Raw genomic sequence first — 13,909 nt, 5'->3', positions numbered from 1 at the left:
TCCCGCACGATCAATGGTGCCTCGCCGCAGACGTCGGGAGATTGGTCAGCGCGTTGCTGTCGACCCAGGTGATGAAGTTAGGGATTTGATCAGCATCGGTCTCTTTTGCCACCACGGCGATATTCAGCCGTCGGTCCGTGAGAGCTATAACTCCGGCACCATCCTCGGCGTAGCATGCCCCGTCGCCCGCTTCACTTGTCTGACCTGGAGCGTTGTACACGTATTTCGTCCCTTTACTGAAGTCATCCACGGTCTGACAGGGGCCGGTCTGGTGAAGGGCATCTGGATTGGCCTTGCTCTGCCAGTAGGACTGCATGGAGTTGTAGTCGCGGAACAGCGTGTACTCGATGCGTTTCGGCATACCCTGCCCAGTCCCGCAGTTCATCTGCGCAACCGCACCCGTCGGCAGGTCCTTACTCTCCACGCAGTTCGACAGGCCGGACGCCATATGCTTCTTCAGATTCGCAACCGCCGACTCGTGCTGCCCCTGCGAAGAAACCGCCAGTTGCCAGCCACCGACGACGGCCAGCGCCACCCCCAGGACTGCCAGAGTCACCCTCACCCCTTTGTGCATCTTCGGGATGGTCATCAGACGCCGCGAGATACCACTGCCTATGAGCGCAAGCACCAGGAGGAGGACGCCTACAGCGAGGAGTACGACCTTGATCGCGAGTGGCATGGTCAGCTCCCTTCGCGCCCAAGTTCAATATTGGGGCGAATTTCAACTACCAGGCGATATAAGGCGTATCGTGCTAAGTCATAGCCTATGACTACTATGGAGTTCCCGCTAGAAGACGGCGGTACCGTGCTGGTCAGGCTCTCCGAGGAGCAGACACAGGGCGCCCCCATCACCCGTGGCACCTCGGTGGCCGCGACGATCGAGCGCTCGGAGCACGCCTTCGAGTCCGCGATGGGTACGGTCCGAGCGGTGGCCCGCAGCGTGGCCACCCAGGTGGAGGACTTTGTGCAACGGCCGGACACGCTGGTCGTGGAATTCGGCATCGAGCTGAGCGCCCAGGTAGGGGCCATCATCACGGCGGCGGGCGCCACCGCCCATCTGAAGGTCAGTCTGACCTGGAACAGAAATCCTTGACGACAGCCGGGTGCCGACCCCCGACTAACCGTTCCGAACCCGCGCGATGAGCAGCGCGACGTCGTCCTGGTCGTTGTCCTCCCGCAGCTCCCTCAGCAGCAGGTCGCACGTGGCCTCCAGGTCACCCCGCGGGCCGGCGAGCAGCTCGACCAGCACCTCCAGACGGGCGTCAATGGCCTCGTCACGCGTCTCCACCAGGCCGTCGGTGTAGAGCACCAGCTGGTCCCCCGGTGTCAGCGGCACGCCCACGCTCTCGAAGGGCACGCCGCCCACGCCCAGGGGCGCGCCCGTCGGCAGGTCGAGCAGAGCAGGGCGGGCCCCGGGGCGGAGCAGGACGGGCGGTAGGTGGCCGGCGTTGGCGATGCTGCAGTGGGCGCGGTCGGGGTCGTAGACGGCGTAGAGGCAGGTGGCGATCGACTGGTCCAGACCGCTGGCGGTGCGGTCGAGGTGGCGCAGTACCTCGGCGGGGTCGAGGCCGAGGCCGGAGAGGGTGCGGGCGGCGGTGCGCAACTGGCCCATGGCCGCGGCGGCGTTGATGCCGCTGCCCATGACGTCCCCGACGACCAGGGCGCTGCGCGGGCCGTCCTGCGGGATGACGTCGAACCAGTCGCCGCCGACCTGGCCGGCCGCCCCCGCGGGCTGGTAGCGGTAGGCGACCTCCAGGCCCACCAGGTTCTGCGGCTGCTGGGGCAGCAGGTCGCGCTGGAGGGTCAGTGCGGTCGCGCGCTCGCGCTGGTACCAGCGGGCGTTGTCGATGCAGACGGCGGCGCGGGCCGCCAGCTCGCCGGCCAGGACCAGGTCGTCCTCGTTGAACGGCGTGCGGTTGTGGGTGCGCTTGAGGTCCAGGGCGCCGAGCACCTCGCCGCGGGCGATCAGCGGGACGGCCATGTACGAGTGCAGCCCGGCCCGGCCCAGCAGCCCGGCGGCCGTCTCGTCGCGGGCGATGCGCGGCAGGTCCCCGGGGGTGACGTGGGGCAGCAGGACGGGGCGGCCGGTCCGTACGCACTGGGCGACGAGCCGATCGGAGTCGTACTTGGCGATCTCCCCCGGCGGGTCGGCGGCCCGTACCGCGTCGTCGGCGTCGGCGGAGGCCACGGCCAGGGCCCGGAACACGGCCTGCGGCCGGGTGGGGCCGGTGGACGGGGCGGTGCCGGCGTTCAGGACGGCGTCGAGGACGTCGACCGCGGCCACGTCGGCCAGGTCGGGCACCACGACCCGGGCCAGCTCCCGGGCGGTCTGATCGAGGTCCAGGGTGGTGCCGATCAGCACGGAGGCGTCGGCGATCAGGGCCAGCCTGCGCCGGGCCTCGACTGCGGCGCGGTGCCGGTCGGTGACGTCCACGACCGAGGAGGCCAGGCCCAGCGTGCGCCCGGCCGGATCCTCCAGCCGGTAGCAGGAGAACAGGCGCGCCCGCTCGCCCAGCTCGGGGTCGCCGACGGGGCCCACGACGAACTGGTCCACCAGTGGGGTGCCGGTGGCCAGGACCCGGCGTGCGGCGGCCTCGAGCGCGTCCACGTCCGTGAACGGAACGGCCTCGCGCAGGGTCTTGCCGATGTATGCCCGGGCGGGCAGCCCGTGGATGCGCTCCAGCGCCGGGTTGACCATGACGTAGCGCAGCTCCGTGTCCAGCACGGCGAGGCCGATCGGGGACTGGGCGACCAGGCGCAGGGAGAGGGCGAGGTCGCGCTCCAGCTCGCGCAGCACCTCCCGGTCGGTGGCCATCCCCAGGGCGTAGACGCGGCCGTCCCGGTCCTCCAGCCGCATGTTGCGGAACTCCAGCAGGCGGGTGGTGCCGTCCCGGTGCAGGGCGGGGAAGGTGCCGGCCCAGGTGCCTCCGCTCATCACCTTGGCGAACAGCTCCAGGACCTCGGCGCGGTTCTCCTCCGCGACCAGCAGCCGGGCGGCGTACCGGCCCAGGGCCTCGGACGCGGGCCAGCCGAACAGCTCCTCGGCCTGGGGGCTCCAGAGGACGATCCGCCCGTCCTCGTCCAGCACGGCGGCGGCCACGCGGAGGACGTCGAGCAGGCCACCGGGCTCGTACGCGGCCGCACCGGCGCGGCCCGGCTCCGGCCGGTAAGCATCGCTGGTGCCCATTCGAGGTCCTCCCGCTCGGGGTGTGCGGCGGCCTCGTGCCGGTGTGCCGGTTCCCGGTCCCTTCGTCGTGTCCTCGTGGGTGACGCCGCAGCGCCTTCCATGTTCCCCCCGAAGCCGGTCGGCGCGCAGCCTGCGGCGGCCGTGCGGCTGGGGGTGTGAAGCGTCCCGGGGGCCGCGCGCCCCCCGGGGTGCGGGTCACCCGGCGGGCGTGCCCGACGGGAGTGGCAGGGAGAACCAGACGGTCTTGCCGTTGCCGGAGGAGTGGTGGCCCCACTCGGCGGCGAGCTGCTCGACGAGCCACATGCCGCGCCCGCCCTCGCTGTCCTCGCCGGCCGCCGCGCACCGGGGCAGCCGGGCGCCGGCGTCGGTGACCTGGGCGACCAGGTGGCCGGGGGTGCGGCTGAGGACGAGCCGGACGTCGCCGGAGCCCTCGGGCACGTGGACGATGGCGTTGGTGACCAGTTCGGAGAGCAGCAGGGCGGTGTCCGCGGCCAGCTCCTCCAACCCCCACTCGGCCAGCAGTTCCCTGGAGAAGCGGCGGGCGGCGGCGACGGAGGGCGGCGCGGCGGGCAGGGAGAGGGCCCGGGAGGGCGGCGGTCCCGGCGGCAGTCGCCGGGTCGTCCAGGGGACGGGCGGGACGTGCATGCAGGCGGGCACCTCCCGGCCCCATCGGCCGGGGAGTCGCCGGTGGGCCGTCCGATCGAGGAGGGGCTCGAAGGCGCTGGTGGCGGCTTCGGCCATGGGCATCGGACTGATCGAGCTGTCGCGACTGAATGCAGGCATGGGCTCTGGATACGGTCGAGGGAACGCGAAGGACACCGGCCGACGGCTTCGTCTCCCGGTGCCGGTGCGGTCCTCGAAGGCGCTGTGCGGGCCGACCGGCTTCGCGACGGATTCCCCAACATTCGCTCGGTTTTCGCCAGAGGTCTATACCCAACGGGTCACCGCTCCCCTGCGGAACGTGATATGCGCAGGTGATGGCGGGTTTCCGGGGGGTAAAGTCCGTGTGAAGGCCGACACAATCCGGACACGGGCGCCTCGGACACCCCTGGGTGGGGCCCGCCGGGTCGGCGGGCCCCACCGGCCGCCCTGGTGCGGGCGACGGAGTCGGTCGGCCGGCTGCCGGCTACTTCGCCGGGCATTCCTTCCACGCGAGGTGGTAGACCGTGTTGATGCTGCCGTCCGTCGAGTCCATGGTCATGAAGCTCGTCGTCCTGGAGGGGTCGGAGGAGCCCGCGTTGACCCGCAGCTCGGTGTTGATGTTGAAGTTCCGCAGCTCACCGCAGGGTGCCCAGACCAGTGCGGCGACCGGCACCTCGTCGGTGGCCTGCCAGTTGTCGGCGTAGTTGCCCCGGAAGGTGTGGCTGCTCGGTGTGGTCACGGGCGAGCCCTGGAAGTAGTACGAGGCCTTCTCGGTGCCGTACGCGCCGGGCTCGAGCTTCGCGTAGCCGCGGTAGTCGGCGGAGGCGATCGCGTAGGTGAAGCCCTGCGGCACGTGGACGTTCAGGCTGAGCTGGCAGTTCTTGCGGAAGTCGGTGGGCTTGGAGCCGACCCCGACCTGGGCGAGGTAGTCGGAGTAGGTGACGGTGAAGGCCGTGTTGTCGGGCGAGACCGCGACGGCGGCGGTCCCGGCCGGGCAGCCCGAGCCGTTGACGGTGGCGACCTCGATCACGATCTTGTCCGGCGGCGGATTGCTGATCACCGACGCGTTGTGCGTGGCGAGCGGCGTTGCGAGTAACGCGGCGATCGCGCCTGCTGTGAAGAGACCGGCGGGCATGACGCTCCAATCGGTTGTCTTCGGACCGCGAGGGCCCGAGGGGAAGACATGAGGTTCCCCATCCCCTGAGCGGAAGGGGCGGGCGCCGGGCCCGCACGGTGCCGGCCGTGAGCGTTCCGATCACGGCCATCTAGATCATGGGCATGCCAATTCACGGGCCCCTCCTGCACCCCTGGGGGACTGGGAGCGATGGCATCGTAGGGGGAGGGTCGGGGGTTGGCCAGACTCCGAGCCCGGACACCGGACGGGCGACATCACGGGAACTGACCGAAAACGGCCGCCAACCACGTCTGCGCTGGTCACCGGGCGATCCACCGGGCACGGCGGCCCACCCGGCCAACTCTTTGCCGCCAACCCGGCTTTTAGGCAGGACTAAAGGTGGCATGCTCTTCGCAGCGAAACTCAAGCTCTTCACAGAGAACCTCAGGACTCCGGTGGGGGTAGACATGGCCTGGCGACAGGGCTCGGACGGTGACGAGGCGGCGCGGCAGGCAGGAGCCGGGCTGGCCCGGCAGGCCACGGCCTCCCTGGCGGGGCTGCTGGCCGAACGGGGCATGACGCGCAAGGACTTGGCCGATTGCATGGGCGTGTCGCCCGGCCGCGTCAGTCAGATCCTCTCCGGCGGCGAGAACCTCACCCTGCGGTCGCTGGCCTCCGTCGCGGAATCGCTCGGCGCCACCGTGCACATCACCTTCTACGACTCCGCGGAGAGCCCCGAGCCGTATCGCGCGGAAGCCGGGTCCGCCCTGCCCGTACCCTCGGCGCTCCCCTGAGGCAGGTGGCGGCCCTTCAGCTCCAGGAGCCTGCCGCCGTCGCTCCGCTTGCCGTACGCATGCGCCAGCTCCAGCAGGTGCCACAGATACTGCTCCGCCTCGCCGAACGCCCTGCGGACCAGCCGCACTTCTTCCCGGTGGGGCCGCCGGCCCTGCTGCTGACAGGCCTTCTCCACCTTCGTTGCCAGCGTGATCCACCGCTGCGCCGCCGCCCGCACCTCTTTGTGACGCTCGTTGATCTCCCGCCTGACGCGGGTGCGCGCACGCCCCGTGCGACCCGGCACGTCGACGCGCAGCAGCAGGTGCCACCGGACGTCCTCCGCGAAGGCCCCCAGGTCCCAGCAGTCCGGGAAGCCTTCGGCCATCCGCTCGCACCACTCCGCCCGGTCGGTGTGCAGCCGCAGCGCGAGCTGGTGGAGCAGGAGGGAGTTGCCGAGGGTCAGCACGGCCAGCGCGGCGCGCCCGCCGCCCTGTTCGGACACGCTGCGGGGAATCACCCCCGAGCCGGCGACGGCACCCACGGCCGCGGGCGGCACGCTCGACGCGTGCGGCAGCAGCAGCCCGCTCGCCAGGGCCGCCATCCCGGACGTCCACAGCACGACGCACAGGGTCAGCGCGGCCGACCGCACGGTCCCCAGCAGCCGCCCGTCCTCACGGAACCGGAAGACCAGGCCCACCCAGGTCACGGGCGCGCAGACGGCAGCGGGCAGCACCCACTCGGAGAGGACGGACGCCTGCACCCCTGACACTTCTGCTCCCGTCTGGAGGCGGAGGCGGGGCGGCTCGACAGCCTTGGCGCACAGCCCGCCGCGACGACCGGACGATGATCCCACCCGGTCGATCACGGCGTGCCACGATCGGGCCAAGCTCTCACGTGAACGAATGAATCACGCCATGCGTGCCATGCGTCAGAAGAAGCCCGGCCTGCGGGGTCACGCGGCGTCGGCCGCGCGGGCCTCCTCGGCGAGGGTGCGGACGAGGCCGGCCAGGGCGGTGCGCAGCTCCTCGTCGCCGGGCAGGCCGTCCTCGCCGAGGGCGGTGTGGGCCTTGGGCACGCACAGCTCCTCCCCCACGACCCGGGCGCCGCAGGCGCCCAGCACCTTGCGGAGTTCGGCCTGTGCCCACTTGGCGCCGAAGCCGCTCGGGCTGGCACCGATGACGGACACCGGCTTGCCGTTCAGGTGCGAACTGCCGTACGGCCGGGAGGCCCAGTCGAGGGCGTTCTTCAGCTGACCCGGTATGGCGGAGTTGTATTCGGGGGTGGCGAACAGCACGGCGTCCGCCCCCTCCAGCGCCGACCGCAGCGCCTGCACGCCCGGGCCGGGCGCGGCCTCGTCGTCCTCGCTGAAGGGCTCGACGGCGGCGAGGCCGTCCCACAGCTCCAGGCGGACGCCGTCCTCGGCCAGCGCGCCCGCGGCGCGCAGGATCGCGGAGTTGACGGAATCGGCGCGCAGGCTGCCGGAGACCGCGAGGATGCGGATCCCGTCGGCGCCGAGGGGACGGGTGGTGGTGGTCATGGGTACGAACTCCCGGGAAATCAAGCGGACGAAAACCGTACAAGCCAAGATCACTTCTGATCCGAACGGCATCGTACGCCCGGGATCGGTACGTCTCCTGCACTCGCACGAGAGCGGAACGGAACCGTCAAGTCCGTTTCAGGACGGGACAGTTGCGGGGAGAACCGACCCGGGAGAGCCGTCCGAGAACCGATCCGAGAGTCGTTCGGCGAGCGGCCCCGTCAGTCGCGGCACAGCAGCATGCCGAGCACCGAGTCCACATGCGCGGCCTCTCCGGCACCGGGCGGCAGCACCTGCGGCACGGCGTGGCTCAGCTGGGTGTGGCCGAGGAAGGCGGTGTAGCCGAGGAGGGCGCGGCTGCGCGACTCCTGTGCGGAGAAGCCGAGTTCGGCGAAGAGCCGGGTGAGGTAGTCGAGACGGCGCTCCGTCACCCGCCGCAGGGCCGCGGCGACCTGGGGGTGCGCCGAGGTGGCCAGCAGGGAGACCTCGAGCGGGTCGCGGGTCGCCGCGGCGGTCGCCTCGGTGAACAGCCTGCGGAGCCGCTCGCGCGGGTCGGGCTCGGACTCCAGCGCGGCGATGACGTCCCCGGTGCGGGTCTCCTCCCACCTGGCCAGGGCGGCCTCGACGAGCGCCGCCCGGTTGGCGAAGTGCCAGTAGAAGCTGCCCTTGGTCGTGCCCAGCCGGGCGGCGAGCGGCTCCACCGCGACGGCGGCGAGACCGCCCTCGCCCATCGCGACGAGGGCGGCGTCCGCCCAGTCCCGGGCGCTCAGCCTGCGCCGGGCGCCGCCGCCTCGGAGGTCCCGCTCCGCTCGCTCTGTCATGACCGTACGCTACCGTACGGTCGGTATCGGACGATCAGCCCGAAGCAGCATGACAGCCGGGTGGCCAGGCACCGCCCACGGTGCAGCTCACTTCAGCGCGCTGCGCTTCTGCCACTGCTCCCAGTTCTCCTGCCAGACCTCAAGACCGTTGCCCACGTCGGTCTTCTTGGTGCTGGAGGTGCCCTTGACCTCGACCGTGGCGCCGATGGGCAGGAAGTCGTAGACGGTCTTGGCGTCACTGATGGTCATGCCGAAGCAGCCGTGGCTGTTGTTCTTCACGCCGATGAACTCGTTCCACTGGGCGGAGTGCAGGAACGTGCCCGAGGCCGTCAGGTACGTCACCCACTTCGCGTCCAGCATCCACTCGTTGCCGTGGCCGATGGTCGCGGAGTCCATCGTCTCGGCCGGGGTCTTGCCGCGCACCGTGTGGATGCCGCCGCGGGTGGGGTCGTCCGGGGAGCCCGCGGAGCCCTTGATGTCGCCGACGGCCTTGCCGTCCTCGTACATGGTCAGCGTGTGGGCCGGCACGTCGATGACCGCCTTGTGGTCCTTGCCGATGGTGAAGCCGAAGGAGTAGTCCCGGGCGAACCAGCCGCCGTCGCCGGAGTCGACGCCGCCCAGCGCGCCCTTCACCGACACCTTGGTGCCGCTGGGCCAGAGGTCCTTGGGCCGCCAGTCGAGCCGGTCCTGGCCCGAGTAGTCCGTCACCCAGCCCCAGGCGCCCTCCACCTTCGGCTGCGTCTCGACGCGCATCGCCTTCTCGATCTCGGCGCGCTTGTCCTTGTCCACCTTGTGGTCGAAGAGGATCGAGACCGGCATGCCGGTGCCGACGGTGTCGCCGTTGGCGGGCGTGTTGGTGAGCTTGTTGACCTTCGGCGCCCCCTTCGTGGAGAACATCGCGGACGTGCTGGACTCCTTGCCCTTGCCCTTGTCGCCGCCCTTGGCCTTGGCGTGCACCGTGTAGGTCGTGTCCGGTCTGACCTTGCCCTCGGACGTCCACGAGGAGCCGTCCTCGGCAAGCTTGCCCGGCACGTCGGCGCCCTTGCCGTCCTTGACCTCCACCCCCGTGAGCCGCCCGTCGGCGGCCTTCACGGATATCGGGGAGCCCAGCTCGACCCCCTTGCCGCCGTCGCCCGGGCTGACGGTGACCTTGGCCTCGGCCCCCGCGTCGGAGCCGCCGCCGGAACCGCCGGAGCCACCGCACGCGGTCAGCACCAGGGAGCCCGTCAGGGCGGCGGATATCAGCAGGGCGGGGCGACGGCCCGGTCCGACGTGCACGTGAGTCCTCCAAAGCTGCAAGGTGCGTGATCCATGGCGGGCCCGACCGGCTCTCATCCCGTCTGGAACAGACGGGCGAAAATCCCCCCACCGTCCGTACAGATGATCTGTACGCCCTCGCGGTTCCTGGAGAAAGCAATCTTTATGCAGCGAATCGCTCTCGCCGTGCGCTCCCGGACACTTCGCCTCACCCGGGCGAAGGGCTCAGGTCCTGACGGACCGGAGGATGACGAACTTCGGGTCGCCGACGACGACCTCGCAGTTGCCGAAGATCTTGCGCAGCTTGACGTGGTAGCCCAGGTGCCGGTTGCCGACGACCCACAGCTCTCCCCCGCGCCGCAGCGCCCTGCGCGAGCCGGTGAACATGCGCCAGGCCGTCGCGTCGGTGGTCGCCTGGTGGGAGTGGAAGGGCGGGTTGTTCAGCACCAGGTCCACGGAGGCGGGCGGTACGGCCGACAGGGCGTCGCCCACCAGGAACTCGGCCCCGGTGTCCGTGGTGACGTTCGCGCGGAACGTGGCCTCCGCCGAGGCCACCGCCTGGAAGGACTCGTCGACGAAGGTCACCTCGGCCTCGGGGTCGGCCACCGCGGCCGCGGTGCCGAGCACTCCGTTGCCGCAGCCCAGGTCGACGATGCGGGCCGGGCCCTTGTGCTGCGGGAGGTGGTCGAGGAAGAAGCGGGTGCCGATGTCCAGGCGCTCGGCGCAGAAGGTGCCCGCGTGGTTGGTGACGGTCAGGCCCGCGCCCGCCCCGGCGTCCGCGGGCAGCTCGTACGACCGCGGCCACGGGCTGGGCAGGCGGGGCAGCGCCGGGTCCGGCGTGCAGAAGATCAGCCGGGCCTTCTTCACGGCCAGCGAGGTGCGGGTCGGTCCGAGGATCCGCTCGAAGAGCCGGAGCGTCGAGGTGTGGATCTCGGTGACCCGGCCGGTGCCGACGACGACGGTGCCCTCGTGCACGGCGGGCGCGAGGCGGTGCAGCTGGTCCTCCAGGAGCGCGAGGCTCTTGGGGATGCGGACGATCAGGACGTCGATCCGGTCCGGCGGGGTGTCCCTGGTCGACAGCAGCCGGACGGCGTCGGGGGCGATGCCGTTGCGGACGAGGTTCGCCCGGGTCGCCTCCTGGCCGAGGAACGAGTCGGTGATCTGCGTGGGCCGGTGCCCGGCGAGGGCGGTGACCAGCGCCCCCCAACGGTCGCCCACCACGACCACGGCGCCCGACAGGTCCACCGGCTCGCCGCCGGCCCCTGCGAGGTGCCGGAGCAGGTATTCGTCGGCGGCGTCCCAGGCGCGGAAGGGGTCGCGGGGGTCCTCGGGGAAACGGGCGAGGTCTAGCTCGCCCCAGGGCGTCGTGAAGCGGTTCATCGTGCTCTCAGGCTATCCGAGGCCCCTGTGGCCCCAGTGCCGCCGCCCCGGGCGCCGACCGCGAGCCGATCAGGAACTGCGTGTCGCGGGGCGTCGAGCGTCGTTGACCGCATTGGGGGCTTTTTGCCCACCTGTTCCGTCATCTGTTCTGCCGTCGAGATCAAGGATCTGTGATGCGCCTGTTCCGCACTGCGGTGGTCACTCCGGGAGCGCTGCTCCTCGCCCTGTGGCTGCCTGCCGGCACTGCTGTCGCCGTGAACGGCCAGTTCTACTGGGAAGGCCCCAAGGGCAAGGTCTACTTCGTCCAGAACCCTCCCGAGAGCAAGTGCCTCTCCATGGGGCAGGAGGCGCGGGCGCCGCGCAACAAGACGAAGAAGCCGCTCGTCGTGTACGCGCAGAAGAACTGCAAGGGTGAGGCGACCCGGCTCTCGCCGGGGCAGGATGCGCCGCGCTCGGCGCAGTTCCAGAGCGTGTTCTTCGGCTCGAAGTGACGCGTCGGGGGCGGGGCGGGGATTTTTCCCCACCCCGCCCCTTCCCACAACCGGGGGCTCCGCCCCCGGACCCCCGGTCCTCAAACTCCCCCAGCTACCTCCCCCAGCTACCGCTGGGGGTGCCCCCAGGAGGTGCCCCCAGACGGGCTGAAATTCAGCCCGTCCGGCGTTTGAGGCTGCGCTCGATTTGCGGCTCCGCCGCGTGGCGCGCGCAGCGCGGTCCCGGGGTCTGGGGCGAAGCCCCCCGCGCGGCGGAGCCGCAAATCGATACAGCCGGGAAGGGGCGGGATCGGGGAAGGCCCCCCCTCACGCCGACCGCTGGTGCCACGCGTCCTGGAAGTTGCGGCGGGCTCGGTGGAGGCGGGAGCGGACCGTGCCTACGGGGAGGGAGAGCGTTGCCGCCATCTCCTGTTCGTTCATGCCGTACACGGCACGCAGTGTGAGCACCTGCCGGTGCTGGTCGGGCAGCCGTTCCATCACGTCGGAGATGTGCACCGCCGCCATGGGGTTGGCGTCCTGCGCCAGGTCCGGCAGGTCGTCCGCCGCCCCCTGGCCCATCCGCTTCGAGGTGCGCACCGCCTCCCGCACCGTGACCGCCCGCACCCAGCCGTAGAAGGCCGTGGGTTCGCGGAGCCCCCGGATTCCGCGGTAGATCGCGAGCATGGCCTCCTGTGCGGCGTCGGAGCTGTGCCCCTGGGCGATCGGCAGGCAGAGCCGGCCGACGAAGGGGGCGATGTGCAGCAGGAGGTCGTTCATGGCCTGGCGGTCCCCGGCCTGTGCCCGCGGCAGCAGCACCGTGACGGTACCGGTGCCGGCGCCCGAATCGTTCGACGTGCGTGTGGTCGCCGTACGTATGACCCGCATCACCGGCTCCGTCAGCCCTTCCTCGCCGCGTCGTGGGCCTCGTCGTCACCCATGAGCCCGAGCAGGACGGCGTGCACGCCGTCGCGGACCGCCCGCATCTGCTCCTGGCCGAAGCACTCGTTGCTGTAGGGGAGTTCGATGGCGAGGCTGTTGTCGAAGGAGACCACACAGCCCAGGACCGGTCCCCGCCCGGCCTGCGGGTAGTACTGCTCGCGCGCCGGGACCAGCCGCATGTCGCTCAGGCGCAGGCCTCGCGGGGCCGACGGGACGGCGACGTTGCCCATGTTGGTCACGATCACGCTGGTGGCGAGCAGCGCGGGGTTGGCGGCGGCCTTCGACAGGATGTGCGTCTCCCGCGCGTACTCGCCCTGCTCGATGGCCGCGCGGAGGTTGGCGATCACCTGGCGGGCCAGGTCCAGCGGGTCGGAGTCCGCGGCCACCTCCAGCACGTCCAGGAAGGAGGCGACGGCGGCGACCATGACCTCGCGCGGCAGCGGGGGCGTGATCCGGGAGCGGAGGTCCACCGGGGACATGCAGCCCATCGTCCTGGGCTCGCCGCCGCCGTCGAGTCCGCGCCGGACGGCGATGAGGAGCGCGGCGCTCAGCAGGCCGTGCACCGATATCCCCTCGGCCTTGGCGGTCCGGACGAGGCGCGCGGTCTGTTCGGGACCGAGGAGGACGCGCTGTACGTCCACCCGGGGCTCCTGGCCGGTGCCATCCGAGCCGGTGCCGTCGGAGAGCGAGAGCGCGGCTCCGTACGGCAGGGCGGTGACCGGGGACCGGCGTGCCCGCTCGATGCGCTGCTCCAGGTACTGGTCCAGCTCCTCCGGGGAGGAGGCCGGGAGCTGGGCGGAGACGGGGGCGGGCCAGTTCCAGTCGGTCCCGTCCGGGGCGACGGCCTCCGGGGCGTCCAGGTCGCCGTCGGCGAGGGCCGCGTAGGCGCGCCACAGCCCGTCGTAGAGGGCGAGGGCGCTGTGGCCGTCGGTGATGGTGTGGTCCACGCTCAGCACGACGACGTGCTCGGCCTCTCCGGTGCGCAGCATGGCGGCGCGGACGAGCGGGCCGCCGGCGGGCAGCGGGGTGTTGAACTCGTCGGCGAGGGCGTTCGGTCCGCCCTCGCGGACGACCAGCCGGGGCAGGTCGGGCTCGGCCAGTGGCCGAAAGACGTATCCCCCGTCTCCCCCGTCCCCCTCGTCCGCCTGCTCGATCCGGCTGCGCAGGGACGGATGCTCGGCGACCTTGGCGTCGAACGCCGCGGCGAGCAGCTTCTCGTCGAGGTCCCCGTGGACGGTGCACGAGACCACGGCCCGGCTCCGCTGCGCGACGTAGAGCGTCTCCACCGGGCACAACTTGCGGCGCATACCACTTACCTTTCATTTTCATCTTCGGCGGTACAGGCGGTTGCAGGCGGTGCAACGAACCGGAGCGGGCCCCACCGTCGCGACAGGACCCGTCCGGGCATGGACCGGCTGGCCGTACATCCTGCTTCGACGAATCGGCCAATGTTTGGCCGGAAGTTATTGCTACCGGCGGTAAAACCCACCCGGATGCCCGCGCCCACCGAAGCGGAATCGCGGTTTCAGTGAAGCGGGATTTCCGCCGTCTTTCAAGAGGCTTGGGGGATGCCTCACATCCTCCTTGCTTCTTCTTGATGCCCCGGCAGGGGCTCGCCATATCCTCTCCCAACGGAAGGGCTATCTTGAGCCAACTTGCCGGGGCACCGTCGCACTTCGGCCGGGATTTACCCTTGTGACAATGCGTCACGAAAGCGCCCGGAGTCGAGAGTGGAACGTGACTCTGCGTCAGTGGCACAGTGAAGCGGCCAAGGAGGAGCGACCGTAC

At 71.1% G+C, this 13,909-nt stretch carries 14 protein-coding genes; 3 read left to right on the top strand and 11 right to left on the bottom strand.

The annotated features are described in order from the left end of the window. Window positions 1-10 precede the first annotated feature (10 nt). Window positions 11-679, bottom strand: coding sequence for a hypothetical protein (locus tag AC1Z4A_RS28320; protein ID WP_483682700.1), 669 nt, complete (start codon window positions 677-679; stop codon window positions 11-13). A gap of 96 nt (window positions 680-775) precedes the next feature. Here AC1Z4A_RS28320 and AC1Z4A_RS28315 point away from each other — a divergent pair, with 96 nt between their 5' ends. Continuing rightward, on the top strand, window positions 776-1,093 hold the full coding sequence (locus AC1Z4A_RS28315; RefSeq protein ID WP_483682699.1) for a CU044_2847 family protein: 318 nt from the start codon (window positions 776-778) through the stop codon (window positions 1,091-1,093). Window positions 1,094-1,117: 24 nt separating this feature from the next. On the opposite strand, the gene AC1Z4A_RS28310 is transcribed toward AC1Z4A_RS28315, so the two are convergent. From AC1Z4A_RS28310 to AC1Z4A_RS28300, 3 genes are all read right to left on the bottom strand, one after another. Further along, entirely contained in the window at window positions 1,118-3,187 is a 2,070-nt protein-coding gene (locus AC1Z4A_RS28310; RefSeq protein WP_483682698.1) for a SpoIIE family protein phosphatase, read from the bottom strand. A gap of 195 nt (window positions 3,188-3,382) precedes the next feature. Then, complete coding sequence (locus tag AC1Z4A_RS28305) at window positions 3,383-3,970, bottom strand: ATP-binding protein (protein ID WP_483682697.1); 588 nt, start codon at window positions 3,968-3,970, stop codon at window positions 3,383-3,385. A gap of 343 nt (window positions 3,971-4,313) precedes the next feature. Continuing rightward, window positions 4,314-4,964 (bottom strand): DUF4360 domain-containing protein, encoded by a 651-nt coding sequence (locus AC1Z4A_RS28300; protein WP_483682696.1) that lies wholly within the window; start codon window positions 4,962-4,964, stop codon window positions 4,314-4,316. Between the two features lie 446 nt (window positions 4,965-5,410). Between AC1Z4A_RS28300 and AC1Z4A_RS28295 the strand changes: the two genes are divergently transcribed. Next, the gene (locus AC1Z4A_RS28295) at window positions 5,411-5,737 is read left to right on the top strand and encodes a helix-turn-helix domain-containing protein (protein ID WP_483682695.1); all 327 of its coding nucleotides are present in this window, start codon (window positions 5,411-5,413) and stop codon (window positions 5,735-5,737) included. Here the strand turns inward: AC1Z4A_RS28295 and AC1Z4A_RS28290 are convergent. The 5 genes from AC1Z4A_RS28290 to AC1Z4A_RS28270 all read right to left on the bottom strand — a co-directional run bounded on the left by AC1Z4A_RS28290 (window position 5,659) and on the right by AC1Z4A_RS28270 (window position 10,712). Continuing rightward, window positions 5,659-6,486 carry a hypothetical protein gene (locus tag AC1Z4A_RS28290; RefSeq protein ID WP_483682694.1) on the bottom strand — a complete coding sequence of 276 codons (828 nt, stop codon included), beginning with the start codon at window positions 6,484-6,486 and terminating at the stop codon, window positions 5,659-5,661. The two genes, AC1Z4A_RS28295 and AC1Z4A_RS28290, sit on opposite strands and share 79 nt — an antisense overlap. A gap of 183 nt (window positions 6,487-6,669) precedes the next feature. Further along, window positions 6,670-7,254, bottom strand: a complete 585-nt coding sequence (locus tag AC1Z4A_RS28285; RefSeq protein ID WP_483682693.1) for an NADPH-dependent FMN reductase — start codon at window positions 7,252-7,254, stop codon at window positions 6,670-6,672. A gap of 221 nt (window positions 7,255-7,475) precedes the next feature. After that, on the bottom strand, window positions 7,476-8,075 hold the full coding sequence (locus AC1Z4A_RS28280) for a TetR/AcrR family transcriptional regulator (protein WP_483682692.1): 600 nt from the start codon (window positions 8,073-8,075) through the stop codon (window positions 7,476-7,478). 87 nt (window positions 8,076-8,162) lie between these two features. Continuing rightward, window positions 8,163-9,353: a L,D-transpeptidase gene (locus tag AC1Z4A_RS28275; RefSeq protein ID WP_483682691.1), complete on the bottom strand. Its 1,191-nt coding sequence runs from the start codon at window positions 9,351-9,353 to the stop codon at window positions 8,163-8,165. Between the two features lie 204 nt (window positions 9,354-9,557). Next, window positions 9,558-10,712 carry a methyltransferase gene (locus AC1Z4A_RS28270; protein WP_483682690.1) on the bottom strand — a complete coding sequence of 385 codons (1,155 nt, stop codon included), beginning with the start codon at window positions 10,710-10,712 and terminating at the stop codon, window positions 9,558-9,560. Between the two features lie 173 nt (window positions 10,713-10,885). Here AC1Z4A_RS28270 and AC1Z4A_RS28265 point away from each other — a divergent pair, with 173 nt between their 5' ends. Next, window positions 10,886-11,203, top strand: a complete 318-nt coding sequence (locus AC1Z4A_RS28265; RefSeq protein ID WP_483682689.1) for a hypothetical protein — start codon at window positions 10,886-10,888, stop codon at window positions 11,201-11,203. Window positions 11,204-11,509: 306 nt separating this feature from the next. Here the strand turns inward: AC1Z4A_RS28265 and AC1Z4A_RS28260 are convergent, their stop codons facing one another. Further along, window positions 11,510-12,067, bottom strand: a complete 558-nt coding sequence (locus AC1Z4A_RS28260; protein ID WP_483682688.1) for an RNA polymerase sigma factor — start codon at window positions 12,065-12,067, stop codon at window positions 11,510-11,512. An 11-nt stretch (window positions 12,068-12,078) separates the two neighbouring features. Continuing rightward, window positions 12,079-13,428 carry a phthiocerol/phthiodiolone dimycocerosyl transferase family protein gene (locus AC1Z4A_RS28255; RefSeq protein WP_483682687.1) on the bottom strand — a complete coding sequence of 450 codons (1,350 nt, stop codon included), beginning with the start codon at window positions 13,426-13,428 and terminating at the stop codon, window positions 12,079-12,081. Window positions 13,429-13,909 lie beyond the last annotated feature (481 nt).

This window comes from Streptomyces sp. 17_S59 (assembly GCF_056930295.1).
This window is presented reverse-complemented; position numbering and strand designations above follow the sequence as displayed.

Excerpts from the sequence above, each read along its gene's own strand:
- AC1Z4A_RS28320 (WP_483682700.1), bottom strand. The coding sequence starts at position 679 with ATGCCACTCGCGATCAAGGTCGTACTCCTCGCTGTAGGCGTCCTCCTC.
- AC1Z4A_RS28315 (WP_483682699.1), top strand. The coding sequence starts at position 776 with ATGGAGTTCCCGCTAGAAGACGGCGGTACCGTGCTGGTCAGGCTCTCC.
- AC1Z4A_RS28310 (WP_483682698.1), bottom strand. The coding sequence starts at position 3,187 with ATGGGCACCAGCGATGCTTACCGGCCGGAGCCGGGCCGCGCCGGTGCG.
- AC1Z4A_RS28305 (WP_483682697.1), bottom strand. The coding sequence starts at position 3,970 with ATGCCTGCATTCAGTCGCGACAGCTCGATCAGTCCGATGCCCATGGCC.
- AC1Z4A_RS28300 (WP_483682696.1), bottom strand. The coding sequence starts at position 4,964 with ATGCCCGCCGGTCTCTTCACAGCAGGCGCGATCGCCGCGTTACTCGCA.
- AC1Z4A_RS28295 (WP_483682695.1), top strand. The coding sequence starts at position 5,411 with ATGGCCTGGCGACAGGGCTCGGACGGTGACGAGGCGGCGCGGCAGGCA.
- AC1Z4A_RS28285 (WP_483682693.1), bottom strand. The coding sequence starts at position 7,254 with ATGACCACCACCACCCGTCCCCTCGGCGCCGACGGGATCCGCATCCTC.
- AC1Z4A_RS28280 (WP_483682692.1), bottom strand. The coding sequence starts at position 8,075 with ATGACAGAGCGAGCGGAGCGGGACCTCCGAGGCGGCGGCGCCCGGCGC.
- AC1Z4A_RS28270 (WP_483682690.1), bottom strand. The coding sequence starts at position 10,712 with ATGAACCGCTTCACGACGCCCTGGGGCGAGCTAGACCTCGCCCGTTTC.
- AC1Z4A_RS28265 (WP_483682689.1), top strand. The coding sequence starts at position 10,886 with ATGCGCCTGTTCCGCACTGCGGTGGTCACTCCGGGAGCGCTGCTCCTC.
- AC1Z4A_RS28260 (WP_483682688.1), bottom strand. The coding sequence starts at position 12,067 with ATGCGGGTCATACGTACGGCGACCACACGCACGTCGAACGATTCGGGC.
- AC1Z4A_RS28255 (WP_483682687.1), bottom strand. The coding sequence starts at position 13,428 with ATGCGCCGCAAGTTGTGCCCGGTGGAGACGCTCTACGTCGCGCAGCGG.